Annotated in this window: 23 protein-coding genes; 8 read left to right on the top strand and 15 right to left on the bottom strand. The window is 68.5% G+C overall.

What is annotated here, in order from left to right; all coding sequences use genetic code 11:
* Positions 1-108 precede the first annotated feature (108 nt).
* Positions 109-1,332 (bottom strand): DUF4097 family beta strand repeat-containing protein, encoded by a 1,224-nt coding sequence (locus tag PV796_RS40220; protein WP_274919445.1) that lies wholly within the window; start codon positions 1,330-1,332, stop codon positions 109-111.
* Positions 1,333-1,564: 232 nt separating this feature from the next.
* On the opposite strand from PV796_RS40220, the gene PV796_RS40225 reads away from it, so the two are divergent.
* Positions 1,565-1,765, top strand: coding sequence for a hypothetical protein (locus PV796_RS40225; protein WP_274919446.1), 201 nt, complete (start codon positions 1,565-1,567; stop codon positions 1,763-1,765).
* Between the two features lie 906 nt (positions 1,766-2,671).
* Here PV796_RS40225 and PV796_RS40230 read toward each other — a convergent pair.
* The 3 genes from PV796_RS40230 to PV796_RS40240 all read right to left on the bottom strand — a co-directional run bounded on the left by PV796_RS40230 (position 2,672) and on the right by PV796_RS40240 (position 4,189).
* The gene (locus PV796_RS40230) at positions 2,672-3,178 is read right to left on the bottom strand and encodes a glycine-rich domain-containing protein (RefSeq protein ID WP_274919447.1); all 507 of its coding nucleotides are present in this window, start codon (positions 3,176-3,178) and stop codon (positions 2,672-2,674) included.
* Between the two features lie 346 nt (positions 3,179-3,524).
* Complete coding sequence (locus PV796_RS40235) at positions 3,525-4,001, bottom strand: ATP-binding protein (RefSeq protein ID WP_274919448.1); 477 nt, start codon at positions 3,999-4,001, stop codon at positions 3,525-3,527.
* The gene (locus PV796_RS40240; protein WP_274919449.1) at positions 3,998-4,189 is read right to left on the bottom strand and encodes a hypothetical protein; all 192 of its coding nucleotides are present in this window, start codon (positions 4,187-4,189) and stop codon (positions 3,998-4,000) included. Before PV796_RS40240 ends, PV796_RS40235 begins: the two co-directional genes overlap by 4 nt.
* Before the next feature lie 240 nt (positions 4,190-4,429).
* Here PV796_RS40240 and PV796_RS40245 point away from each other — a divergent pair, with 240 nt between their 5' ends.
* Entirely contained in the window at positions 4,430-5,272 is an 843-nt protein-coding gene (locus tag PV796_RS40245; RefSeq protein ID WP_274919450.1) for a helix-turn-helix domain-containing protein, read from the top strand.
* Between the two features lie 8 nt (positions 5,273-5,280).
* Complete coding sequence (locus PV796_RS40250) at positions 5,281-5,508, top strand: DUF397 domain-containing protein (protein ID WP_274919451.1); 228 nt, start codon at positions 5,281-5,283, stop codon at positions 5,506-5,508.
* 262 nt (positions 5,509-5,770) lie between these two features.
* Here PV796_RS40250 and PV796_RS40255 read toward each other — a convergent pair whose 3' ends face one another.
* The 11 genes from PV796_RS40255 to PV796_RS40305 form a co-directional block, all read right to left on the bottom strand.
* Positions 5,771-7,924 (bottom strand): hypothetical protein, encoded by a 2,154-nt coding sequence (locus PV796_RS40255; protein WP_274919452.1) that lies wholly within the window; start codon positions 7,922-7,924, stop codon positions 5,771-5,773.
* Entirely contained in the window at positions 7,921-9,018 is a 1,098-nt protein-coding gene (locus tag PV796_RS40260; RefSeq protein WP_274919453.1) for a hypothetical protein, read from the bottom strand. The genes PV796_RS40255 and PV796_RS40260 overlap by 4 nt, the downstream gene beginning before the upstream one ends.
* Positions 9,019-9,030: 12 nt before the next feature.
* Entirely contained in the window at positions 9,031-10,566 is a 1,536-nt protein-coding gene (locus tag PV796_RS40265) for a hypothetical protein (protein ID WP_274919454.1), read from the bottom strand.
* A 31-nt stretch (positions 10,567-10,597) separates the two neighbouring features.
* Positions 10,598-10,906: a hypothetical protein gene (locus tag PV796_RS40270; protein ID WP_274919455.1), complete on the bottom strand. Its 309-nt coding sequence runs from the start codon at positions 10,904-10,906 to the stop codon at positions 10,598-10,600.
* 3 nt (positions 10,907-10,909) lie between these two features.
* Entirely contained in the window at positions 10,910-11,959 is a 1,050-nt protein-coding gene (locus PV796_RS40275) for a C40 family peptidase (protein ID WP_274919658.1), read from the bottom strand.
* A 109-nt stretch (positions 11,960-12,068) separates the two neighbouring features.
* Positions 12,069-13,715 (bottom strand): FtsK/SpoIIIE domain-containing protein, encoded by a 1,647-nt coding sequence (locus PV796_RS40280; protein ID WP_274919456.1) that lies wholly within the window; start codon positions 13,713-13,715, stop codon positions 12,069-12,071.
* A 240-nt stretch (positions 13,716-13,955) separates the two neighbouring features.
* Entirely contained in the window at positions 13,956-15,002 is a 1,047-nt protein-coding gene (locus PV796_RS40285) for a hypothetical protein (protein WP_274919457.1), read from the bottom strand.
* Positions 15,003-15,184: 182 nt separating this feature from the next.
* Positions 15,185-15,445 carry a hypothetical protein gene (locus PV796_RS40290; RefSeq protein WP_274919458.1) on the bottom strand — a complete coding sequence of 87 codons (261 nt, stop codon included), beginning with the start codon at positions 15,443-15,445 and terminating at the stop codon, positions 15,185-15,187.
* Positions 15,446-15,627: 182 nt separating this feature from the next.
* A complete protein-coding gene (locus PV796_RS40295) occupies positions 15,628-15,894 on the bottom strand; it encodes a WhiB family transcriptional regulator (protein ID WP_274919459.1) in 267 nt (88 codons plus the stop codon).
* A 223-nt stretch (positions 15,895-16,117) separates the two neighbouring features.
* Positions 16,118-16,327 (bottom strand): hypothetical protein, encoded by a 210-nt coding sequence (locus PV796_RS40300; RefSeq protein WP_274919460.1) that lies wholly within the window; start codon positions 16,325-16,327, stop codon positions 16,118-16,120.
* A gap of 121 nt (positions 16,328-16,448) precedes the next feature.
* Complete coding sequence (locus PV796_RS40305) at positions 16,449-17,057, bottom strand: hypothetical protein (protein ID WP_274919461.1); 609 nt, start codon at positions 17,055-17,057, stop codon at positions 16,449-16,451.
* Positions 17,058-17,356: 299 nt separating this feature from the next.
* On the opposite strand from PV796_RS40305, the gene PV796_RS40310 reads away from it, so the two are divergent.
* The 5 genes from PV796_RS40310 to PV796_RS40330 all read left to right on the top strand — a co-directional run bounded on the left by PV796_RS40310 (position 17,357) and on the right by PV796_RS40330 (position 23,498).
* Positions 17,357-18,109, top strand: a complete 753-nt coding sequence (locus tag PV796_RS40310) for a GntR family transcriptional regulator (RefSeq protein WP_274919462.1) — start codon at positions 17,357-17,359, stop codon at positions 18,107-18,109.
* 2 nt (positions 18,110-18,111) lie between these two features.
* Positions 18,112-18,690, top strand: coding sequence for an AAA family ATPase (locus PV796_RS40315; RefSeq protein ID WP_274919463.1), 579 nt, complete (start codon positions 18,112-18,114; stop codon positions 18,688-18,690).
* Between the two features lie 68 nt (positions 18,691-18,758).
* Positions 18,759-19,025, top strand: coding sequence for a helix-turn-helix transcriptional regulator (locus tag PV796_RS40320; RefSeq protein WP_274919464.1), 267 nt, complete (start codon positions 18,759-18,761; stop codon positions 19,023-19,025).
* A 1,030-nt stretch (positions 19,026-20,055) separates the two neighbouring features.
* On the top strand, positions 20,056-22,680 hold the full coding sequence (locus PV796_RS40325; RefSeq protein ID WP_274919465.1) for a hypothetical protein: 2,625 nt from the start codon (positions 20,056-20,058) through the stop codon (positions 22,678-22,680).
* Complete coding sequence (locus PV796_RS40330; RefSeq protein WP_274919466.1) at positions 22,677-23,498, top strand: DciA family protein; 822 nt, start codon at positions 22,677-22,679, stop codon at positions 23,496-23,498. Before PV796_RS40325 ends, PV796_RS40330 begins: the two co-directional genes overlap by 4 nt.
* Positions 23,499-23,538 lie beyond the last annotated feature (40 nt).

The raw sequence follows: 23,538 nt of genomic DNA on the forward strand, positions 1-23,538 counted from the left end.
GTGGGCTTCTCCTTCTGAAGGCTTGGGGGAGACGCGGGGTTGGCCGGTCGACGACCACCAGCCTTGAGCACCCGCGGGGCGAGATTCGGGGCGGCAGAAGCGGGCCGGTCAGCTCTTGCGGACGTCGCCGTTGCGGGTCTTGGTGGACACGTCCAGGTCGTGGCGGCCGGACACGCCACGCAGGCGGATGTCACCGTTGTAGGTGCGCGCCTCGATGCGGCCGCTCGCGTTGCGGGAGGCGGTGAGGCGGATGTCGCCGTTGTAGGTGATGAGCTTGGCGTCGCCGCCGCTGTAGCTGTCGATCTCGTTGTCGCCGTTATAGGTCTCCAGGTCGGCCCACTCCTGGACGGCGTCGATGACGTTGTCGCCGTGGTAGCCGCGCACCTTCACCCGGCCGAGGACACCGGCGGTCAGGTTGCCGTTGTGCGTCTTGAAGTCGAGGGCTGCCAGGGCGCCTTGGACGGTCAGCGGCGCGTTGTAGGACTGCATCTTCACGCCGGAGCCGGGCGGCAGGACGACGTTGACTTCGATCGGGCTGGGGCCGATCCGCATGCCGCCGCGGGCGGTGCCGCCGTTGAAGCGGGCGTCGCCGACGGTCATGTTGCCGTCGGCGTCGATGGTCACGCCGGTGACGGTGGTGCCCGGGCCGACGTACGAGACGTTCTGGTAGACCGTGCCGCCCTGGAAGCTCATGTTGCCGATGACGGTGGCCTCCACCTTCGGCACGACGACGGTCAGCACGTCACCGTTGGACTTCACAGTGGCGTTGCGGGCGGCGTCGGCCGACGGGCCCGTGGCATCGCCGGTGCGAACGGTGGCGCTGGCGACAGTGGCGGCCGGGTCGACGGTGACCGTGACGACGCCGTCGGGGCACTTGATGTCAGCGAGGCACGGCCGTCCGAGGGGCGTCTCCTGTCGGTTCTGCTCGTCGGCGGTCTTGGTGGTCGTGACGCCGGTCTCGCGGTAGAGCAGAGTGACAACCTCGGCTGCGGCCGCGGCGGGCAGTGCGTGCTCGCGCGCCAGCTGGGCGGCGGGGTCCTGGCCGGTGGTGATGGCACGCTGGTAGGTGGCGCGGAAGCCGGGAAGGCGCTTGTTGAACGTCGCCTGGACGAACTCGGTCGCCCACGACTCGCCCTGCGCGACGGACTGCATGACAGCCCTCTGGAACTCCGGCTCCGCCTGGTCCTCGGACATGGCGGAGGCGATGGTGACGAAGAGACTGGTCGCCATCGTGGCCGTGGGCTCGCTGACGCCGTACTCGGTCATGAAGTCGCAGATGAGCTCGTCATGGTCGTCAGTGGTGAGGTCCGCGAGCATTTCCTTGGTGAACACGGGTTTCCCTCCAGCTGGTTGGGTTTGTTGGTGTGGTTGTGCGCAGAGCGGTCAGGCCGCCTTCGAGGCATCGGCGGGATGTAAGAACGAGGGTCGGCGGAGGTGCCGTTGAAGCACTCCTCGCATACGCCCCCTCCAATGCGAATTAAGTTCGCGAACTCGCTTCACGTTAGATTGACGCGCCAACCCATGTCAACTTTGTTCGCGATGTTTGTTGTGAGAGTCTGGGTTCATGAGCGATCAGCAGAGCCAGGCCCGCGAGGTCGTCAGAGAGGCCAAAACGGCCTACGCGCAGGCCCGTTCACATTTCTTCGACGCCATCAAGCAGGCCCTCGCCGCGGGCGTCGGCCCGTCTGACCTTGCACGCGACAGCGGATTCACCCGCGAGTACATCGCCAAGATCCGCGACGGCAAGGGCCCCAAGGGGGTCTGATCTGATGCCCCAGCACGAACGTCCTAGTGGCCGGCCGTGCAGTCATACGCGATACCGGCTCAGCTGCGCCGACTTCGATGAGCTGATGCGCCAGGCCGGATACCGCTGCCAGCTCTGTCGCCGCACTGGGGCCGAAACGGGCCACGGTTACTTGATCGTCGACCACGACTTCCGAGTCGGATGCTCGCCGCGCGAGCCCTCAACGTGGATCTCGCCGAACCACCACTCGGCACAACGGTGCGCATTGGTCGCCGCACGTGGCGCCGCATGGCCGATGGCTGGTCCGCCCAGGACCGGTACAGGGGCAACAACACCATGACCCGGGCACAGATCTACTACCGCTTCGGCCCGCACAACATCACCACGAGCCAGACGCGAGACAGTGCAGCACCCCCCAACACCTGACGCTCTCGCGCCAACTCAGTCGCTCTCCCCGGCGGCCAGGACCTCGCGTAGAAGCGGGCGCACTGTTCGCCAGTGAGGGCGTCGCCGATAGCGTTGATGGTGTGTTGATCGCGGTTCGGCAGGTTCAACGATGCTCGCCGAGGGAGGTTGCAGGCAGCGATCGGGGAGGAAGTGGCAGCGGTGACAGGCTGTGGGGTATCTGGGCTGACCTGCGGAGGCGTAAGCGGCTACGCAGGGCGCGGGCAGCCGCAGGGCAGCGTGAATGGGATACCTGTTGCCGGGTCGACCACCATCACGCATCCCGCACACCGCCGGACACGACGCCGCCCCCATCGGCTGCGTGGTGGCCGAGGATGCCCTTCGGCCGCCCGCGCCTCGCGGTACGCCCTTACCGTCGCCGCGTACCGCGGGTTGGTCCACTCAGACATCGTGCCTCCTGGCAGCAGGATACGGGTGTGCCCTGCCCCGGTGAACCGGAGCAGGGCACCAAGTTGACGCGGTTCAGGCAGCGTTGGGGCCGGTGTTGGAGCAGTCGGCGCCGCAGCCGGCGGGCGGCGGTTCGGAATGCTCACAGGTCGCGGCCACCGGGATGGTGCCATCGGTCGGCGGCAGCCACAGCCGCACGTCGACCGCGTATCCGGCATCCGTGATCCGGGCCATGGTTCGCCTGAGCGCCCCGGGGTCGTGGCGCGAGGTGTCCGGGCGTTCGGGGACATGATGTACGAACCTGTGGAGGCTCCGGCACAGACCGGCGTACACGCCGGTGTGCAGAATCAGCGCGTGCCAGCCCTCGTCAACGACCCGTGACGGCCGCAGCCGTTCACCCGGGAACTGCGAGCACGCGGCGACGAACTTCAGCGCCTCGTTGACGATCCGTTCGGCGACGTCGCGATCCATGTCGGTGTTGTTGTCCAGCACGGTTGCGACAACGCCCGTGAACGCCTCCGACGCGATGAGGTCTCGCGCGCTGGACACTTCCTGGGCAGTCTGCTCCTGTAGGACGGTCACCGTTTCTCCCTTCGTTGGTGTGCGGTGGCTCCTGCCGGACCGAGTTCGTTGGACCGGTCCCGGTCCGGCAGGAACTTCCTGGGTGACGCCGGCGGGGGCGTACGCGCTTGCCAGCACGCACCCGCCGGGGGCTATGAAGTGGTGCGGGCGCCGCAGCGGCAGGCGTGCCGCGCGTCGGTGTGCGATGTCCCCAGAGCCTCGGGGGAGGCATCCGGGACGCTGGCTGGAGCGGGGGACGCGTGCCCATCCGAGGCGCCGGTGAGGATCGCGGCGGGGGCTGCAAGCGCGGCTATAGCCAGTGCCACGAACGGCGGCCAGCACCGATCCGGCTTGGCATGACGGCCGCTCACCGGTCGGCCACCCGCAGCAGCGCCCACACCGTTTTCCCGCCGGTCAACCGCTGCGTCACGCCCCAGTCGGCGGCGAGGACAGCGACGACGGCCAGGCCGTGGCCGGTCTCCTGGTCTTCCTGCACCGTGCGTTGGACGGGCCGGCGGCCGGATGGGTCGGAGACCGCTATGCGCACGGTGTCGGGCCGCGGGCGCTCGATCTCCAGGCGGCACCGTACGGGCTCATCCCCCGGCAGCAAGGTCGGATTCGCGTGCTGGACCGCGTTGGTGACGAGCTCGGAGGCGACCAGTGCCGCATCCTCGATCAGTTCGTCGGGCATCGCCCAGCAGGTGAGCGTGGTGCGCGCGGCCATCCGCGCCAAGGCGGCGGACGGCGGGATGCACACAAGGCTGGTGCTGTAGCCCGGGTGTCCGGTTGCCCGCGGGCGCATCGGCTGAGCCGGGTACGCCGGGAACGACGCAATCACCGTCACTGGATGCCTCCCCGGTCGGCGTAGGTTTGCAGTTCCTCGGAGGACCAATCGGCGAAATCGCCGTGCGCGACGGCGTATTCGCGGGCGGGGGTGCTTATCGGCCGCGGGCCGTCGTCGGCCGTCGCGGTACCGCTCTGGGGGTTGGCCGCCTCGAACTCTTCAGCGGCCTTTGCTGCGCTGGTGTTCATCCGCGCTCCGTTCACCACGTGCCCGGAGATCAACAGCGGGCCACTGTGTCACTACGACATGTAGTCGAGAACTCCATTAGAGTGCGCCATGCAATCCCATAGTGCAAGCCCGTGAAGAAATCTCGCCCGGATCGGGTGGTGGCAAGGAGGGGCAATACAGTGGCTGACCGGCGGCAACGCGATGGGGCAGACTTGCACCACGCAAACGCGTCAAGGAAGCGACGGAGGAGAGGGGGGCCGGTGGAAACGCAGGGATCGACCGTGCGGCGGCGTCGCCTTGGCGCTGAGATGAGAGCGCTACGCGAGCGGGCTGGCCTGGACCAAAGCGACGCGGCCAAGGAGTTGGAGTGCTCCACCTCCAAGATCAGCCGTCTGGAGAAGGGACAGGGCCGCGTCTCCTTCAAGGCCATGGAGATGGATCGTCTGCTGGCCCTGTACGGTGCAGACGACGTCGAGAAGGCCAAGATGCACGAAATCCGGCGTGCGGCCTCGGAGTTGGGCTGGTGGGAGCAAGCCCAGTACGAGGAGGTCCTACCGTCGGGCCTTGGCGTCTACGTCGGGCTGGAGTACGCCGCCCGGCAGGTCCAGGCATGGGAACCGCTGCTCGTCCCGGGCTTGCTGCAAACTCCGCAGTATGCGCGGGCCGTCTTCGGTGAAGCACCGGACACCGACCGTCAGGTCGACATCCGGCTGAAGCGCCAAGAACGACTGACGGACCCGGACAACCCATTGGAGCTCTGGGCCATCATCGACGAGTTCGCTCTACGGCGGCCGATGGGTGGCCCAGAGGTGATGCGAGAGCAGGTCGCCGTGCTCGCCGAAGCCGCGGCGCGGCCGAACGTCACGATTCAGATCTTCCCCGCGGACAAACCTCATCACCCGGGCTTGGTTGGCGCGTTCAGCATCCTCAACTTCGGCCCCTCGGACCCGCAAGTCGGCTATGTCGATTCGTTCGCCGGCAATTCGTTTCTGGAGCGAGACTCACAAATCGTCGCTCTCACCCACGTGTTCAGTCTGCTCAAGGCTGGCGCGCTTGATATCCCAGAATCCGCGGCGTTGCTGCACACGCTGGCCGCCGCATAGGAGTAGCTATGAACACCCCGACCCCTCCCCCTGTCGACTTCGCCGCCCTGAACTGGGTAAAAGCCACTGCCAGCAGCAATCAAGGGGCCTGCGTTGAACTCGCCGCTGCCCCTCAGGGGTGGGTCGCTCTGCGAGACAGCAAGAACAAGGACCGGGAACCGCTACTGTTCACTCCTGCTGAGCTGACGGCCTTTCTCGATGGGGCCAAGGGCGGCGAATTCGATCACCTCACCTGATGTAGGGCATCTCGAATCCGTACGGCGGCAGCGGGTAAACCCGCAGGTCGTTAGGGGCCAATTGGCCCCGGAACGCGGAACCTACACCTGACAAACAGCCGCCGGCGGGGCCGCTCCAGCTCGGAGCGGCCCCGCCGGCGTTTCAATGGTCCCGGCGCTTGGGCGAGCCGTTCGTGCAACACGGCGGGACCGGGGACCAGGGGCAGACGAAGCGGCCCGCCCTCAACTCCCCGATGAGGGCGGTCGTCGGCGGGTGAGTGCGTCAGAGATCGGAGGGCAGTTGCTTGCCCGTTTCCCCGTCGTATGCGATGCCGGTCGGTGACAGCCGGATCGTGCGCGAAGCAGCGCGGGCACCTTCTTTCCAGTTCTTTCCCCCGATCGCTACTTGGACGGTTACGTCAGCCAGAGGGTCGCTGACCGGCAGCTCAATCTCTGGGGTGGCGGGGTACAACCCCTTCTTGACGCTCTGGGCGCTCCGACCATCGGCATCAATGCGCAGAAATTTAGCGTTGGGGTCGAAATACGATCGCAGTTCGAGGATGACGTGATCCTTGCCGGTGGTCCAGTGGGCCACGACATCGGCGTTGACACTGTCGATGTTGAGTGCTGCTCCCGACCTGCCCTTGTAGGCGATGGCCTTTTGTTGGCGCTGTTCCTGCTGTTGGTCGTCATCAGCGTTCTGCCAGACGCCGGCGGCGGCGATGGCCAGGGCTGCGATAACGACGATGTAGGGCCAGGTACGCCGACGTGCGCGGGGCTGGGGCTGGCCGTCGGCCATGGGCGCGATCCCGGCCGGGGGCACAGGCGCGGGAGGCTGGGGGCCTCGATGCCATTGTGCGGAGTCATCGTCGGTGTGCTCGAACCAGGCTGAGCTGTCGTTGTGCCCCATGCGGGCGACGGTAGCGCGCAGTTGTGCGGCCTGGGCAGTGTTCCCGGACAGTTCGGCCATCTTCGCTCTCGTGATGAGCCAGGCTGTTGCCTGGGGGGAGTTGATGCCGTGGGCGGTGATGTCCTCGCGCTCGCCCAGGGCGGCGAGTTCGGAGGCTTCGATCAGCCGGCCTTCGCGGGCGGCCTGGACGACGGCGTGGTGTCGGCTGTCGAGCTGCGGCCCGGTGTAGACGGTGTCGATGGTGTTCGGCGGCAGTTCGAAGTCCCACCCGCCCTGGGCGGTGTCCGTGTCGTTCTCTTCGGGTGCCGTGTCCTTGGTCAAGGACACGGCCGGTTCCTCTTGCTCGCTGGCAAGGGCCTGTTGTGCCTTGCGGCGCCGGGTGGAGGTGTCGGTCAGTTGGGCCTCTTCCTCGCTGAGGGTGGTCTGAACGACGTCGTAGAAGTCGGGGCCGACCTTCCACAGGGCCTGTCCAGGCTGCAGGGCTGGAATCTTGGCGATGGCCCAGGCGGGCAGTCCGAGGAGGGCGCCGACGGTGGCGGCCTCCTCGGGACCGAGGCGTCCGACGTGCGCGATCTCGCACAACTTGGCCAGGTCCTGTGCGCGGCCGTCGCCGAGGTCGGACAGCGTGTGCATGATCACCTTCAGCGACAGGGCCGCCTTGCGGCTGTTCTTCAACAGCCGTTGGATCAACTCGGCCGTGGCGGGGCTCAGGAGGATCTGCCACGCCTCCTCAAGGACCAAGTGGCGGTGCACGGCGGTCGACTGCCGCAGCCACACGTGCTCGACCCAGCACGTGATCGCGGCCATGAGAGCGGGGATCGCGGGGCTGTTGCGGTCAAGGCTGCTGAAGTCGAAGCTGACGATGGGCAGGTCCGTGGGGGGCAGACTGGCGTTGGGGCCGTCGAACAGGCCGCGCAACGATCCATCGGTGTAGCGGGACAGGGCGATCGCCACGCCCTCACCCCACACGGCAAGTTTCTCCGCTGGCCAACGGCCGTCCTCCGGGCTCACCAACGCGTCGACCAGGCCGGCGAGCGTGCCGGCCTTGGGGCTGTTGAGGCCGTGTTGAAGAGCGTGGGTGGACTGGGGGTTGAGCGCGGCGGGTTCGACCGCGGCGATCAGCGAGCGAATCAACTGCTCCCGTACCTCGGTTGCGAACTCCGGGCTGCATGGGTTCAGGCTGAAGGAGCCCGCCTCCACGACCAAGCCGTCAAGAGACCGGGTAAGGGGGGCCCACTCGCCGGCTGCGGTCTCCTCTCCAAAAGAGTCGATCACGACGGCCTGGTGGCCGTGGTGCAGGATCTCCCGGCGCACCCAGGTCTTGTCCGTCGTGGACTTGCCCGACCCGAGTCCGCCCAGGGCCAAGGAGTTGGTAGCGGGCAGGATGCCATCGTCGACCAAGACGGGAGAGAGGTGGAAGGGGCGGCCGTCGGTTGCGCAGCGGCCGATCAGGACGCCGGGAAACTGCGCGTTGGAGGCGACCAGCGGCGCCGTGATGGCGGCGTGCGTCGCGGGCAGGCGGATCACAGGATGGCCCCTTTCCGAGTGGGTGCGCCGTGTGGGGTCGTCATGACGTGGGCGCGCTGTTGCTGGCCGGTGAGCCAGTCCAGGCAGATGCGGTGTCGGTCGGCGGTCAGGGAGACGTCCCAACGCGCGTCCGTGACCTCTTCGGGACTGTCGCCCCACACGGTCAGGTAGGCGTCGACGTCGACGAGAGAGGCGCCTTGTACGAGGGCGTCGCGGGTGGTGTCGCTGGCCGCCGCGTGCGTGTCCTGCTTGATCTTGTCTGTGGTGAAGGCGCCGGCTGCGGCGTCCTGCCACTTCGCGGAGCGGCGCGACTGCGCAGGCGGCAGTGGACGGTAGAGCACCGCGAAGGAACGGTCCCGAGAAGGTTCTTGGGTGCGGTCGGCGTCTTGGCCGAGCAGGAACTTGGGCATCAGGTCGCCGGCTGTCTCGGCGGGCCAGCCGGTGATCCGTGCGGTTGCCGCATACCGGCCGTCCTCAAGTTCGGCGCAGGTGGCGGACCGGCCGGTCGCGGCGGGGGCCGGCCCCGGGGTGACCTGGGCCAGGACGCCGAGCGCGGCGAACTCGCCCTCGATCGTGTTGAGAACGCGCTCGGGCTGGCCGATCAGCCCCTTGGGGATGTGCACGGAGATCGTCTGGGCATGGTCGGTGTACTCGCCCGCTTCGGCGTAGTGGGCGACGTGCACCTGAATCCCCGCGGTGCGGGACTGGTCGGCCGCGAACGTCAGCGCGCGGGCGAACGCCCCGTGGAACGAGGCCCGCAGGTAGGGGTCTTGCATGGTGCCGTGGTGCGGGTACAGCGTCCACGTCCTGGTCGTGCCGGCGCTCGTAGCCACGTCGGCAGTGGTGCGGCGCTCGCGCCAGTACCGGACGCCGACCGCTGCCCAGCGGGCGATCGAGCGGCGTCCGGGCGCGATGTTGATCAGTCCGGCGATTCCGGCGACGGCACCGAACGCCCAGACGGGCGGCGTCTGGAGCATCGACGATGCCAGGATCGCGGCCCCTGCCCCCGCGTTTACCTTCGTGATCACGACCTCTGCGGGGCTCAGCCCGCGCTGGATAGCAGGGACGCGGTAGCCGGGGGACAGGGAGTACATCGAGAACCCTCCTTAAGGGGTGGCCGGCCCGCCGCCCGACTGCGGCGGTGGCGGCGAGTTGGGCGGCGGCGTCGGCCGTGACGGCGTGCGCCTGGACGCGGGCGCGGGACTGGGGTTGGCGGCGGGTGTCCTGCGTGCTGCGGGCTGGTTGTTGGCAGCGCGGGCCTGACGGCGCGCTTCGGTGAGCCGCTGCGTGCGCGCGGCGTCGTTGTTGATCTGATCGATGACCGAGTCGGTTGTCAGCCGTCCCGGCCGTGGCCGGGGCCGGCCCCCGTACGCGGCGAACAGAACGTCGCCGTCCTGGGCCATGGCACGGCCCGGAGTGGCGACCACACGCGGCCCGCGAGGGCTGGATTCCTGCTCGTGGAAGTCGGGCACGCCGAGCGAAACGGCCCTGCGCACCAGCGGGTTGGATGTGCGGTTCTCCACCATGGTCCGGGCCGCGCGGGCCATCCGGGGCCCGATGTACGGCACTCCGTGGAAGATCAGCCGCAGTATCAGGACGTCGGCCGCGACCAGGAGCACCGCGTCCATCACCAGCGAGCCCTGAGCGAGCTTCACGAACGGCGCGACCAAGAGCAAGGCCATGGGGGCGAACATGAGCCCCAACAGGCGCTGCGCCCACCGCTGGACGGCCTCTGTGTCGCCTCCACGAGCCAGCGACGCGATCACCAGCGGTGAGATGCAGACGAACACCAGAAGGCCCGGCTGGCGGGTCATGAACACCAGCGCGGCGAAGCCGAGGGCGACACACAGTGCCGAGACGATGATCAGGATCGCCAGCGGATTGCCCGCATCGGCCCCGCTCTTGAGGTCTTGGGTGATGGCGCCGAATAGGGAGGACTCATCGGAGTTGAACGCTGCGGTGAACCCGTCGCTGACGGCCTTGTTCAGCAGCATGACGGCGCCGGGCACGCACGCCATGCCGGCTACGGCCACCAGCGTCCACCCTGTGGAGTGCCCCATCTGCCGCAGGCGGGGTGCGCCCTGCCACGCGGACAGGCCGCACACCACAACCACACAGACGAAGATCGCCACCGCCAGGTGCTGACCAAGCCACAAGAACGGGGCGAAGATGGCGTTATCAGCCTTTTCTGGAGCCCAGGCGTCCTTGGGGGCAAGAAGGCCCTTGATCTTGTCGATCAGCCAATTGGCGAGGTCTTTGACGTGCTGGGAGGCTCCGGCGGTCAGCCCGCTTCCGCCTCCGTCTCCGCCCCCACCGCCGGACAAGCCAGGAACGTCCTTAGTGCGGTTCTCGCACAGCTTTTGCGCGACACCCTTGAGCAGCGCGCACGGCCCCGAGGAGCCCTTTTGTGAGGACTCGCCCTGTGACTCACAGTCGAGCTTAGCCGGGCCTTCAAGACCCTTGCACCGCTCGGTTTCTGACGGTTCGTCGTGACAGAACTTTCTCGCTTCTCCTTTGACGGAGTCGCAGGTGGTTTTGGGGTCCGCCTGGGCGGGGCTGGACTGCGGGCCGATCAGAACACCCACCACGGCCAGCAGCAACGCCAGACACCACACGCGGCCCCAATTCAGCGGCGACGTCATCGCACACCCCCTTTCCTTTGCTGGCTATGCGCTAGTGGGAGCCCGTCACGGTCGAGAACAACTGGCCGCCGTACATGGCCAGTACGACAGCGACGAACAGTGTGCCGATCGCCATGGAGCCGTGGCGAAGTGCACGCTTCGGGTCGCCGCTGAGGCTGAAAAGCATTCGCACAGCGATGACGGCGATAACGGCGGCAATTCCCTTGGTAACCAGACCCGCTCCGGTCAATCCAATGGAATTAAAGAAGTCGCTGAACCCTCCGGACAGGTCTTGCGGCTTGGCGAGCTGAACGGTCTTGCCGAGGGTCTTAGCGACGATGACGGACGTGGACATGGGCATGGGTCAGATCTCCTTAGAGGCGCCGTGAACGGGTCGGGCAATGCCGAACAGGTCGTGCATCGAATCGAGCGGAGAGAAACGGACTTCGGTGCCGGGGCGCGGGGCGTCGATCATGTAGCCGCCGCCGACGTAAATGCCTACGTGGTGAATGCTCTCTGCACTAGACCCGTAGAACACCAAATCGCCCGGCATTGGGTTGGACTTGATGGGTTTGGATGCCGCGTATTGCGCCGCCGCTGTGCGGGGCAGGGTGACGCCGACTTTCGCGTAAACGTAGAGGGTGAGGCCGGAGCAGTCGAATCCGCGAATGTCCGCGCCGGATCGGCCCCGAGGCGAACAGCACGTCCCAGTGCTGGGCCCAGACTCGTCACCGCCACCCCACGAATACGGAGTGCCCAGCACGTCCTGAGCCGCATTCACGGCCGTGGCGCCCTGTTCGGCGGTTATCGTCGCTCCGGGCGTCCCTCCCTTTGCCGGCTGATCAGCCAGAGAGGTTATCGCCCGGACGTAGCTCTGCGTCTCCTTGAACGGAGGGACGCCCCCGTACTTGCGGACGGCGCCGGTACCCGCGTTATACGCGGCGAGCATGTTGTTCTGCTTGTTGCCGGGAACGTCCTTCACGTCCTTGGCGATACCGCACAGGTATTTGGCGGCCGAGGGAATCGCGTCCTCGGGGTCCCACACGTCCCGCTTACCGTCCCCGTTTCCGTCGACTCCGCTGCTCTCCCATGTGGACGGCATGAACTGCGCGATGCCCTGCGCCCCTACCGGCGATTGAGCCTTGGGATTGAAACCCGATTCCTGGGTGAGCAGCGATGCCAGCAGATTTGGCGTGACTTCCGGGCAGGTATGTCCTGCCTCTTCCACCAGCCCTTGGTACTTGGCCGGAACGCTGACGCTCAGCGCCATGTTCAGCACCGGGTCGTTGCTGGCGGCCTGGACGAGCGCGGCCCCGATGACGACGACGGTCGCCCCGACGCCGATCGCGACCCCTAAAGCGCCTGATCTCAAGTTTTCCCCCTCCCTGCTGTATTCGGTGTTTTCCCTGGTCAGGACCGCCACCCGGCACCGCCAGAGGACCGCCACCCCACCGCCACCTGACCGCCACCCGGAGCTCTGGGTGGCGGTGGGGTGGCGGTGCCCTGGCGGTGCCGGGTGGCGGTCACGAATCGGACATCGCGGCGGTGGTGAGGGCGGCTAGGTGGTAGCCCCGCGCGCCCTTCGCGCCCCTGCCGGCCGGAACGCCGAGCAGCTTCGAAAGCTTCTTTCCGCGGTCTGTCGGATCGGCTTCCACGACTCCGAGGAATGGAGCCAGGTCGGCGCTGGTGATGAAGTCCACCCCCTTGCTCTGCATCAGCTCGATTGCCTGCTTGAGCGGAGACTCCGGCGCCTTTTTCAGCATCACTTGCTGCTGAGCCTGGGCACCATCGACTACCCCCCAGATGAATTCATCAGGGAAGTCGAATCCCCGGATGAGGGTGGATGCTCCGTTGGCGAAAAGGACACCCTGACCCTTAATTTTCGGATCGAGGAGTGCAGGGTTAATCGGCGCGACTGTCTCGAAGTACGTGTCACCCAGCGCGACCTTGGCCGTGCCCGACGACGCTACGTAGAGACACAGCCGGTAAAGGAACTGATCCCGCACCACCACAGGAATTGCGTTCGTGGAAGGGCGCTGCGTCATGAGCACCGAGGAGATTCCCGATTCCAAAGACTTGGAGACCAGCGACCTCGTGTCCTCAGCAATCTGCCGGGCTTGGTCCTTCTCTTCATTCGTTGCGCCGGAAGCGAAGAAGTCAGCGGCTTCATCCACGATGAAAATTACCGGCTTGAACTTCGGTACAGGCTGCCGATTACGGATGGCTTCCTTGATCTTCTCGTACCGACCGTCCGCGCGCCCGTTCAGCTCCCGGACCATACTCCGGAAGACGGCCGGGTCGTCTGACGATTCATAGCGCTTGGCGACCGGCTCGAACTTGGTCAGCCCGCAGAATTTCCCGTCGAGCAAATACAGCTCGAAGTCGCCGTACGCGATCAGCAGGCACGCGATAAGCCCATTGATCAACGTGGTTTTGCCCATTTGCGTCATACCGGCAACAAGCAGGGATGCTCTGTCGAACGTGGGCACTCCGGCAAGACGTCCAGTGACATCGTGACCGAGCGGAATGCCGGCGAACGTCTCGATCTCCTGCCGCGTCGGTGCCGCGAACGGGCGCGTGAACGGCGGCTCGTGGAGTTTGAGGAGCTTAACCTCGCGCTCGGTGTTCCGGGACGTCTCCAGTTTCAGATGCAGCCGGGTGACGCCGAACATCGACGCAATGGGCCCGATCTGTTTGGCGACGTCCTCGTGGGTACGGCCCTTGGGCACCAAGAACGTGTACTGGGTGCCAATACCTGACAGTTCCTCCGTCCGTACGTCGGACAGCAGGACGGCCTCATCCTTGCCGATCGCGCCGGTACGAGTCAGAGCCGCAGTCAGTTCCGGGTGTATCGGAACGGCTGTCTCGGCGTCCGCCTCGGGCAGGGATTCCTGCGCCAAAGCCGTTGCCGTGGGCTGCGCTTCAGCAGGTCTTCTGGTCCACCACCGCATTAAGGCGATCTTGACCCTCCAGGCCGCGTAACCGAGCGCGACCAGTGTGCCCGCGGTGAACAGGATGGTCGCCGGCCAGTTGAGGCCCAGCTTGGTCTTGATCGCGATCAGGACTGCCAGGACCATGCCCAGGCCGCCGATTGCACCAGCAGCGTGGGCGTAGATGTCGTCATGCTCGCGACTGTCGCGCCTTTCGTACCGGTGGGTATTTTTTCCCATACTCCCCCCTGCATTTCCACGTTCAAGGAATCTTCGATGATAACTCCAACTCCCCTTTTACACTTAGGGGTTTGTCATGCTTCGCCGGGTCTGTCCTGCGGGTCTGCGACAGAACTGGATTAGCTCTTCGCTCGCCGAAATGGCTCGCCGGGTCTGCATGCTCTCGACTACGAATTCCGGCAGTCGCGACACAGCCCAGCCGGCACGGAGCGCGGGCTGGGCTGCATCGGTGGTGCCGGACTACAGGACGTCCGTTTCTTCTTCGTCAACGACCTCTTCGCCACCGCCGTCACCGCCGGTGGCCTCTGCGGTGGAGACCTCCGTTCCCCACACGCGGCGTACGCGTTCCTCGCTCCCGATGTAGCCCAGGCGCCGGAACAGCTTGACGGCTTGGCGGTAGGAGCGGGGCGGGTCCTCGTGGTAGCGCAGGTAGCGCAGCACCACGCCGAGTTGGTCATCCGTCAGCGGTTCGCCGGGGGCCGGGGTCGGCACGCCCCTGACCGCGGCCAAGTCGGCAAGCGTGACGCCCGTGTCGCCCATGTCGCGAGACGTGTCGGGTCGCGCCCCCTTCAGGGCGTTGACCTGCGTGCCGAGGGTGTGACGACCCGTGCCGGGCAGGGCGAGCGCGGTCGGCTCCCACTGGTCCAGCTCGGGAAGCTCGATGTCCCTGATGGCATCGGGCAGCGGCTTCTGCGCGAGCGTCTTCCCCGTCGTCACCGCTTGGCCGTGCAGCCGCTCGGTGATGCGTTGCTCGGCCTTCAGGGTCGCCATCCGGTAGTCCGCCTCTGCCTGGCCAACCTGCCGCTCCAACACGGTTGCAGCCCGCAGCAGTTCGATGCGGGAGGCGGCATCCGCCTCCATCTCCTCCAGCCGGTCGGCTACGGCCTGGCGCTTTTCGGCGATGGCCTGCCGGGTGGTGTCGGAGGTCCTGCGCCCAAGTGCGGGAAGCGCGACCCACCAAGCGAGCTTCGTCGCCACGATCGCCGTAGGAGTGAGGATCACCGCCAGGTCGTTCCCGCCCGTGCGGACCAGGACCATGACCAGATCGGCCGTCGGAATCGCCGCGATGATCGCCGTCAGCACCAGCCCGGCGAACTGGACACGCCGAGCGCGCCGGCGGTTGCTGCCCGCCAAGATTTCCGTCGCCTGCATCACCACCCACAGCGCATCCAGCGCGGCCACCGTCGGTTTGGCCCACTCGCCGAACCGGGGCACGAGGATCTGGTAGGTGACGCTCACCGACAGCACCGCCACCCCCACCGTGACCGCGCCGAGGATGCCGAGCACGATGGCCCGCGGGGAGATCGTCGGTACTGCCGGACGCCGCGGGGGCCGCGGGGGTCGCGGCTCCCTCTTCGTCTGCTTGTTGAACATAATGAGGTGCTCCTCTTCAACTGCGAGTGGGGCGAGGGGCCCGGACGGCGCTTGGCTGGCCATCCGTCCGGGCCCGCATCACAACGACGGTGCGGTCAGAGCCGGTTGGGCTCGGGGACGACGGCGAGGTTGGTGTGCACCGTCTCGGGGGACGGGGAGGTACCGAGCTCGGCGCCGGTGCCCAGGCGGCGCCGGAGGTAGTCGACTCCGGCCAGGTCGAACCGGATGAAGGACCGGCCGATGCGCCCGGTTTCGGGGTCCTTGGTGTAGGCAACGAGAACAGCACCCTTCGCGTCGGTCTGCATGCTCATCCTGTAGACGGCGCCGGAGATCTCGATGTCCGGGATGTCGGTCACGGCCGTGCTCCTCTGCCTCGTGGAGGGTGTGAAGTGGAGTGGGGCGAGCGCCCTTCGCAGGTCTCGCCGTGCGTGCGGCTAGCAGCTGCGTACAGGGACTCAGCCGCGGGACCGCCGGCCGAAGTCGTGGTCCTCGTTGGTCCGGCGGACGTCGTCCTCCAGGCGCTTGTGGTCGGCGTCGGTCATGCCGTCGCCTCCTTCCTGGCCTGGAGCCGGTTCCGGGCGGAGCGGCGCTTCATCGCCTGCCGCTCGTCCTCGGACAGGCCGCCCCACACACCCTCGTTCTGCTCGGACTCCAGCGCCCACTGGAGACACTGCTCGATGACGGGGCAGCGGCAGCAGACGGCCTTGGCTTCCTCGATCTGCAGGATCGCCGGGCCGGTGTTGCCGATGGGGAAGAACAGCTCGGGGTTCTCTTCGCGGCAGACCGCGCGGTGCCGCCAGTCCATGCCGCTCACCGCCCCGGCTGGACGTGGCGCAGCCTTATCCATGTTCGGGTCGGAGTCGCCATCGTGGTGTGCGATGCTGTGGTGCACGGGTCCTCCAGTCAGGTCCTGGACAGCCCCGGGGGGTTCCAAGTCGCCGGGGCTGTCGTGCTGTTCGGGCTGTTCGTGCGAGCAGCCGCGGCCGCCCCCACCTCCGCACGGAGCCGGGGGCGACTGTGATCGCTCGTCAGTTGGTGCCGGTGGTCGCGCCGGACAGGCGGCTGACCTTGGCGACGTGGGCCTCCTGCTTCTTGATCAGCTGCTGGGCCTGGCCCGCGATCGTGTGTGGGTCGTACTCCGCCTGGTAGTTCGTGCCGTAGTAGTCGTCGGACGCGATGTGCCAGTCCTTGGCCTCCGGGCATCCGGCGGCTGCCAGGGCGTCGGCGTCGCCCAGCATGTGAACTCTCCTTCGCAGGAAGTTGGTTGAAGGTGGCTGTCGCGTACGAGCAGCCACGGCCCCGGTCACCCGCAGCGTGGTCTGCGGGTGGCCGGGGCCGTGGTCGTTCGTCTGGAGCGGGTCAGCTCACGCGGCGCTCGGGGTGCAGCGTCTTGAGCGGCACCGGCGGCGCACCCAACGGCGCGGCACCGTCGGGTAGTTGCGCACGGCGGGTGTCGGCGTCGCGGACCGCAGACGCAGTCGACGCCCACTTCATCTCGCGCAGTAGCCACATGGGCCGGCCGTCGCCGGGCTCGTCGGCCACCGGCGCCTGCTTCTGCGCAGCGATCTGGCTGGCGGCCAGGGCGACCGCGACCCTCGGCTTGCGCCGCACGGTGGTCCGACGGCGGTGACCGGTCTGCGCGTGGCCGTCCTCCAGGCGCTCCTGCCACTTTCGGACCGTGACGTTGACCGTGACCAGACGGTTGCTTCCCAGGCGGCAGCGGTCGGCGGCGTCCTTGCCCGCACGGCCAGTGTCGTGCGGGACGAGCTTCGGCGTCTTGGTCTGGATGCCGGTGATCGGCACCCACGTCTCGCAGTCAGGGCAGATCAACGACGCGCAGGCGGGGCGCAGGTCGTACTGGTGGGGCTTCAGGGTGGAGATGACGAGCGCTGGGCGGTTGTTGACGGTGCGGGAGCGGGTCCGGCTCCGGCGGGGGCGGGCGGTGCGCTCAAGGGGCGAAGCAGTCATCTGGACTCCTCACGGGCGGAGTGGCGGGGGCGCGGGTTGCGATGCTCTCTCCGCCCTCCGGGCCGCGCGGCGCAAGGCCGGCGTCCCGCAGGACAGACAGCGCACAGCGCTGCGACGTACCCACAGTCGTCGCGGCCTTCAGGCTCCGGGGGAGTTCGATGGTGCTCTCAACCCCGGCCGCCCCGAGGGGCGGACGACTACTGCGGTCTTGCGCCTTACATACATCAGGTTGCATCAGGTATCTTCAGGTGTCAAGCGGTATAGTGAGGCACCCAGAGGGAATTTGAAGGAGGCGAGGCATGCCAGGGCCACCCCGAGCCGACAATCGGCCGCCATACGCGCGGATTGCGAGCCACTACCGCGACCTGATCAGCTCTGGGGAGCTCTCGCCGGGCGACCTCCTGCCCAGCATCAAGTCGCTGGCGGAGGAGTGGAAGGTCAGTACGGCTACCGCGGACCGGGCGATGCGGCGGTTGCGCGAAGAGAAGCTCGTGCAGGGCATCCCGGGAGTCGGCACCGAGGTGATGGCGCGCCCCATCTCGCTGTCCTCCGGAGCGGAGCGCCACGACCGCAGCAGCACGACACAGTCATCGTGGGGCGTTGGCGAGAAGTCGTCCGGCCACACCGCCGGCATAGCCGAAGCTCCCGAAGACGTCGCCCGCGTATTGGGTATTTCTCCTGGTGACGACGTGATTCGCCGCAGCCGTGTCTACCGGGACGGTCATGGCATCGTCTCCCACTCCACGTCATGGATCCCGGCGGAATTCGCCCAGGCCGTGCCCGAGTTGGCACGGAGCGAGCGGCTCAAAGGTGGGTTGTCGCTCGACCTGATCGCTCGGGCTACCGGGAGGCAGGTCGTGAAGCGCGTGGACGAGGAGACGGCCCGCATCGCCACGGCACAGGACCTTGAGCTCCTAGAGTTGGAGGCCGACACAGTCGCGGCGATCCTCGTGCTCACCGCCCGCTTCCTGGACGCCGACAGCGAACCGTTGGAGTACGGCGTGGACTTGGGAGCTCCGGGCCGCACCCGTCGTACGACGTCAGAGATATAGCGATGACCACGGACAACCGTCTGAGCCCCGCGCCCCGCGCGATCCTCATGTCTGGCCTTCAGGGCGCTGGCAAAACCACCCTCGCCCGCGCCCTGGAGGAAGACGCCGGCTTCCGGCGTCTCTGCCCTGACGAGGAGATGTTCCGTCGTTACGGCCACTACGGCAGGGACTTCCCTCGCGGGCAGTTCAGGATCAGGGAGGCGCCCGTACTCAAGGACATCGCCCGTGAATTCCAGCAACTCTTGACGGCCGGACACGACACCGTGATCGACCACGGCTTCTGGACCCCGGACGAACGGGCCCAGTGGGCAGCGACCGCGATAGAGGCCGGCGGCGAGCCCGTTCTCGTCTACTTGCCTGTGCCGCATGAGGTGCGTTGGCACCGAATCCGGAAACGCAACGAGCAATCACTGTTCGACGCGAACAGCATCGAGTTCAGCGAGGAGGATCTGCTCAGGCACGCTGGCCGCTTCTGCCCGCCGACGGACGGTGAGCCGCACATCGTGTACGACGGTTGCCCGGAGAACGTGCTGGCCGCACTCCGCCGTGCACGCCCCTCGACGGATGGCGGTCGCCGGTGACGGTCATTCCCCAACGGAGATCGCGTGATGTATCTTTTTAGGGGCTGTTTTCTACGATGGAGGCCGCAATGTCGGATCCGCTGCGCCGAGTTGATGCTCTGGTGGATGCTGACACCTTGCCTCCGCCTCACGTTCGGCAGCAGCTACGAGTCGCCGCCGGGCTCACCCAGGCAGAAGTCGCCCACGCCATCGGCGTCCAGCGCGTCGCTGTCGCCCGATGGGAGGCCGGGCTCACCAAGCCCCATCGCGGCAATCGCCTGAAGTACGCGCACTTCCTCCGCCGGCTGGCCGAGAAATACCCGGCCGCAACACAGGAGGCACCCGGTGAAGACTGACCTCGTATCTGATTTCAGGCACGCCGACTCCACCTTCGGAATCGAGGGGGTCGGGGTGACCTAGGTGCCACCGGCCGCGCGCGCCAAATAAGCGGACTGCAATCCACTTCGGCCCCGCGCGGCCCTTCATGCCGACCAGATTCAACATCCAGGTCGGCCGCCCAGTCTCCGGTTCGCATCCGGCTCTGGGCTCTAGCTCATCGAGCTGGGTCTTCACATCACAGCACCACCAGGTCCGAGAGGACCAAGCAGCAACACACCGCAGCGGCCCCCCTGCAAGGGGGCTTCTGCACCAGCAACACAGCAGTGGCCCCTCTGCAAGGGGGCTGCTGTACCGCTCCGTTCCACCGGCCCCGGCAAGGGCCTTTGGAACATCCGTTCGAATCACCTCAAGGAAGGAAGGCCCGCCTCTGGTTCTTCGCCCGGTCGCCCGCTCCTCACGGAGGGGGCTCACCGCCGTCCATACGTGACCCGATCCCCGTGAGGGGGTCGGCCCTTGTTGATCCATATGGAAGTTGGTTATCGCCATAGTGCACGAGCTCCGGTCGACTTGTCAGGTCGACCACGACCAGGTCGGTACCCCCTCTGGGGTGATTCCCGCTGGTTGTGGTGTCCCCCCTGCGGGGATTGTGACGTACATCACACCCCTTGAGTGTCACACGGGCACCCCCGGTCAGGCGGTCTGCCTGACCTCGGGGATGCGTGCGGAAGCGGTGTCGGCCGCCGCGCTGGACCACCTCTTCGACGACGTCCTCGACAACTCCGGCGGCGGTGCCCGCGAGGGTGCCGTCCCGTGTGGCGGGACGGAAAGCAAGATCGTTGCCCGTGGTGCGGGAGCGGCGGGGGCAATCGGGGCTCCCCGGCCCCTGCCCACAGGCCGCCCGGTGCAGGGTCGGCGGGTGGATGACGAGACGAGGGTCCTGACTGCTCCGAATGGGGGTGTCCGCTTTGGCGTGTACACCGGCCCGATGACGACTCAGACGGTCTCGGCCCTCACCGTGTCCGCCGCTCCTGCTGGGGCGGTGGCCCGATGAGCGCCCTGGCGGCACCGGCCGCGGAGCTGGACTCCCTCTTCGGCGACTTCGTCGACGGGGCCCCGGTACTTCCCGCGCAGCGGAACGCGCTGCGGTCGGTGCCGGCCGCAGGGAAGCCGGATGGCGACGGCCCGGAGGACCCGCTGCGTCTCGGTCGCACGATGCGGCTGCGGCTGCGCGACGCGGTCCAGGCGCTGCTGGCGGACCCGTCGATCGCCGGGCTGAAGGACGCGCCGAAGCTGGCGGCCGTGGTGCTGTACGCGAAGTCGCGGGCGCCGAAGGGCGAGGACGACGACCTCCAGACCTCGACCTGGGGCGCGGAGCTCGGCCGGTGGATGGGCGTGAAGGAGTCGACGGTCCACCACAAGGTGCTGCCGGTGCTTCGCGGCTCGGACGCGGTGCACACGCAGGTGGTGAGGGACGCCAAGGGGCACCCGACCGGGCTGGACTGCCTGGTCATGCCGCTGTGGCGCGCGCACCACGGCGGGGGAGCGGGGCACCCGCTGGCGCTGACGAAGGCGGAGCTGGCGACGCTGCTGCACCTGTGCGAGGCGCTGTTCGGGCACGGCTGGACGCCGAAGGACAAGGAGCCGACGCCGCCGGGGCTGCTGGCCGGCCGTACGGGCAAGGGCGCGGCGACCGACCGGCTCGGGCTGCTGCTGATGGTGCTGAACACGAGGGCGTCGGGCTGGCTGCAGTTGGTCGGCGGTTCGGTGAAGAAGCGCGAGGGGCGCGGGGCGGCGACGCTGGCCCGACTGCTGGGCTGCTCGCCGTCGGGGGCTCGGAAGGTGCTGGCGAGGCTGACGGAGGCCGGGGTCGTGGCGCGGCAGCGCAAGGCGACGTCGACGCGGATGAACGGCCGGGGCCGGGTCATGTTGCTGCCGGTCGCCCGCGCGTACGGCCGCACGCTGGCCTCGGTGGAGGCTGCCCAGGGCGCCGGTCCGGTGTGTTCGGCGCGTCCTGATGGTGCGTGCGGAGATCATGGTCCGGCCGGTGCTGCTGGTGCCCTTGGTGCGTCTGGGATCGGCGGTGCCGAGGGCTCCGAGGATGCGGTCGATCGGGAGCGTCCCGATGGTGCAGAGCTCCACGCAGACCACGCTTCTGGGGTTACTGCCGTAGTTTCTCCGCAGCTTGATTGTGGTTTTTCCGGCGAAGGCCGTGGGGGTGAAGGCCGTCGGCCGGAGCGCGTGTGCGTGGGCGAGGACCAGGCCGCCGACGGCCAGGCCGCCGTTGCCGAGGCCGGCAAGCCGGTGGCTCAGGGCGGCCCGCTGCACGGGGAAAAGCCGAAAGAGTCCCCGGTCGACGAGCGGGTGGGGCAGCGCGCTACCGGGGCTGGCGCCGGTGGCCGGCCGAAGGCCGGAGGGTGGGAAAAGGCGCAGCAGCAGAGGCGGGTGACCCTTCCGGCTGATCTTCGTCTGCGGGTGGCCCTGGGGCCGGTCTCCTGGCTGTGGGAGCGGCTGTCGGGCTGGCAGCAGGACCAGGTGGAGGCCGCCGCGAAGCAGGAGCTGGCGCAGCTGGCGGGCCTGGGTGTGGCGCCGGAGGGTGCGCCGCGGCTGCTGGCCGACCGGCTGACCGACCGCCTGGCGGAGACCGGCGGCGAGGCGATGGTCACCGGCCCGTACGGGTGGCTGATCCGCCGGGGCCTGCCCCAGCGGACGGCCTGCTCGCACCGCAAGTGCGACGACGGGATCCGGCTCGACACGGGCGAGGACTGCGAGAACTGCGGCAACGTCCTCCACCTGCGCCGGGCCTGGCGTGCCCGGATCGGCGCGGACATCGACCGGGAGCTGCCCGGCCTGGCCGACGGCGAGCGCCGGCGCGTCCTCGAGGAGCGGCTGCGCGAGCGGGTCGCCATCGACGCGGAGGACCTGGCCTGGCGCCAGGAGCAGGCCCGCGCGGAGCGGGCCCGGCGCGATGCGGCCCGTGCGGCAGCCGCTGAGCAGGCCGAACGCGACCAGCAGGCCGCGGCCGCCGCCGACGAGGTCCGCCAGGCGCTGGCGTGTGCGGACTGCGGGCGCGGCCGGGCGGCCGGGCTGTGCGAGGCGTGCGACCACCGCCGTCAGACCGAGGCCCTGATCGGTGAGGCCGGTCTCCTCGCGGCGGCCGGGTCCGCCGACCTGAGCGAGGCGGGCAGCATCGCGGCCGCCGTCGCCGGGGCCCGTACGGCCATCGAGGACGGCACCGCGGCCGCGTGGCAGGAGTTCCTCCAGATCACCGACGTGGCCACCCTGAAGGCCGATCCGCAAGGTGCTGCGGACGCGTACGCGTACACCGCGTTCCACACCGCGCAGCAGGCCGTCGGCGAGTACCAGGACGACGCCCTGGCGGTGCTGCGCGGCACCCCGGAGGCCGAAGCCGAGGCCCGGCGGGCGTACCGGTCCGAGCAGGGCCGCCCGTGGTTCCGGAACAATCCGGGCGGTGCGGATGCTGTCGCCGCCGCGACGAGGGCCGCCAACACGGCGAGGGAGCGCGTAGCCGAGTACCTGCTGGCCGCGCGGCTGAAGCAGCTGCACGAGCGGTCCGCCGCCCGGCCCGAGAAGCCCGGGTCGTGGACGGACCGGCTGCCCGGCCTCGCCGCGCGTCCGCTGGACGGCGACGCCACCGGGCCGGTGATCGCGTGACCACCGAGCTGAGCGGTGTCGACCTCGCCCGCCAGGCCCTCATCGCGGCTCGGGAGGCGGCGAAGAAGAACGCCGCCACCACCAGGAAGCCGAAGCGGCGCACCACCGCCGCCGTACGCCGCGACGGGCGCGAGCCGCTCGGGCTCGGGGCGGCGATCGGCATGATGATGACCGAGCGCGGCATGGTCGCCCCGGCCGCCGGCGGATCCGTCCTCGCCGACTTCGACGCCATCCTCACCGCGACGGTGCCCGAGCTCGCCGGGCGTGTGCAGGCGACGGCGTTCGACGCGGACACTGGCCGCCTGGACGTCGTCCCCGACGCCCCGGCCGTCGCAACGAAACTGCGCTGGAGCGCACCGCAGCTGCTCGCAGCAGCCAACGGGCGGGTGCCGACCGCGAACGTCCGCGCCCTGCACGTCCTGGCGCCCGCGTCCATCAGGACCGGCCCCACCACCGCGGCCGCCGTCCCGGCCCCGGCCACGTCCGTCGCGCCCGCCGTCCCGGTGGAGCGCCGGCCGCCGCCGGACGGATACCGCCGCGCGATCGAGGCGCACCGCCAGGCCGCGCCGCCGTCCCGGGTGGATCTGGGGATCGCGGAGGCGGTGGAGCGGCAGACGAAGGCGATGCGTGAGCTGAGCCGCCGGGCCTTCCCCGAGCCCGACGTCGCCGCCGACGATGCGCCGGCCCCGATCGACCAGGCCCGCCTCCAGCGGCGCCGCCAGGCCGCAGCGACCGAAGCCGCCGCGCTGCGCCGGGCGCGGCAGGAACGCGCGGGCATCGCCGTGCCGCAGGCCGTTGCACTGCGCACGACAGCATGAGCGCCAGTTCGTACGGTGGGTGGGCTCGTTGTTTCCCGCG

Origin of the sequence: Streptomyces sp. WZ-12 (genome assembly GCF_028898845.1) — a bacterium.
In the GTDB taxonomy this organism is placed as follows: Bacteria; Actinomycetota; Actinomycetes; order Streptomycetales; family Streptomycetaceae; genus Streptomyces.

Excerpts from the sequence above, each read along its gene's own strand:
- PV796_RS40225 (WP_274919446.1), top strand. The coding sequence starts at position 1,565 with ATGAGCGATCAGCAGAGCCAGGCCCGCGAGGTCGTCAGAGAGGCCAAA.
- PV796_RS40240 (WP_274919449.1), bottom strand. The coding sequence starts at position 4,189 with ATGAACACCAGCGCAGCAAAGGCCGCTGAAGAGTTCGAGGCGGCCAAC.
- PV796_RS40250 (WP_274919451.1), top strand. The coding sequence starts at position 5,281 with ATGAACACCCCGACCCCTCCCCCTGTCGACTTCGCCGCCCTGAACTGG.
- PV796_RS40260 (WP_274919453.1), bottom strand. The coding sequence starts at position 9,018 with ATGTACTCCCTGTCCCCCGGCTACCGCGTCCCTGCTATCCAGCGCGGG.
- PV796_RS40265 (WP_274919454.1), bottom strand. The coding sequence starts at position 10,566 with ATGACGTCGCCGCTGAATTGGGGCCGCGTGTGGTGTCTGGCGTTGCTG.
- PV796_RS40270 (WP_274919455.1), bottom strand. The coding sequence starts at position 10,906 with ATGCCCATGTCCACGTCCGTCATCGTCGCTAAGACCCTCGGCAAGACC.
- PV796_RS40280 (WP_274919456.1), bottom strand. The coding sequence starts at position 13,715 with ATGGGAAAAAATACCCACCGGTACGAAAGGCGCGACAGTCGCGAGCAT.
- PV796_RS40295 (WP_274919459.1), bottom strand. The coding sequence starts at position 15,894 with ATGGACTGGCGGCACCGCGCGGTCTGCCGCGAAGAGAACCCCGAGCTG.
- PV796_RS40300 (WP_274919460.1), bottom strand. The coding sequence starts at position 16,327 with ATGCTGGGCGACGCCGACGCCCTGGCAGCCGCCGGATGCCCGGAGGCC.
- PV796_RS40305 (WP_274919461.1), bottom strand. The coding sequence starts at position 17,057 with ATGACTGCTTCGCCCCTTGAGCGCACCGCCCGCCCCCGCCGGAGCCGG.
- PV796_RS40310 (WP_274919462.1), top strand. The coding sequence starts at position 17,357 with ATGCCAGGGCCACCCCGAGCCGACAATCGGCCGCCATACGCGCGGATT.
- PV796_RS40315 (WP_274919463.1), top strand. The coding sequence starts at position 18,112 with ATGACCACGGACAACCGTCTGAGCCCCGCGCCCCGCGCGATCCTCATG.
- PV796_RS40320 (WP_274919464.1), top strand. The coding sequence starts at position 18,759 with ATGTCGGATCCGCTGCGCCGAGTTGATGCTCTGGTGGATGCTGACACC.
- PV796_RS40325 (WP_274919465.1), top strand. The coding sequence starts at position 20,056 with ATGAGCGCCCTGGCGGCACCGGCCGCGGAGCTGGACTCCCTCTTCGGC.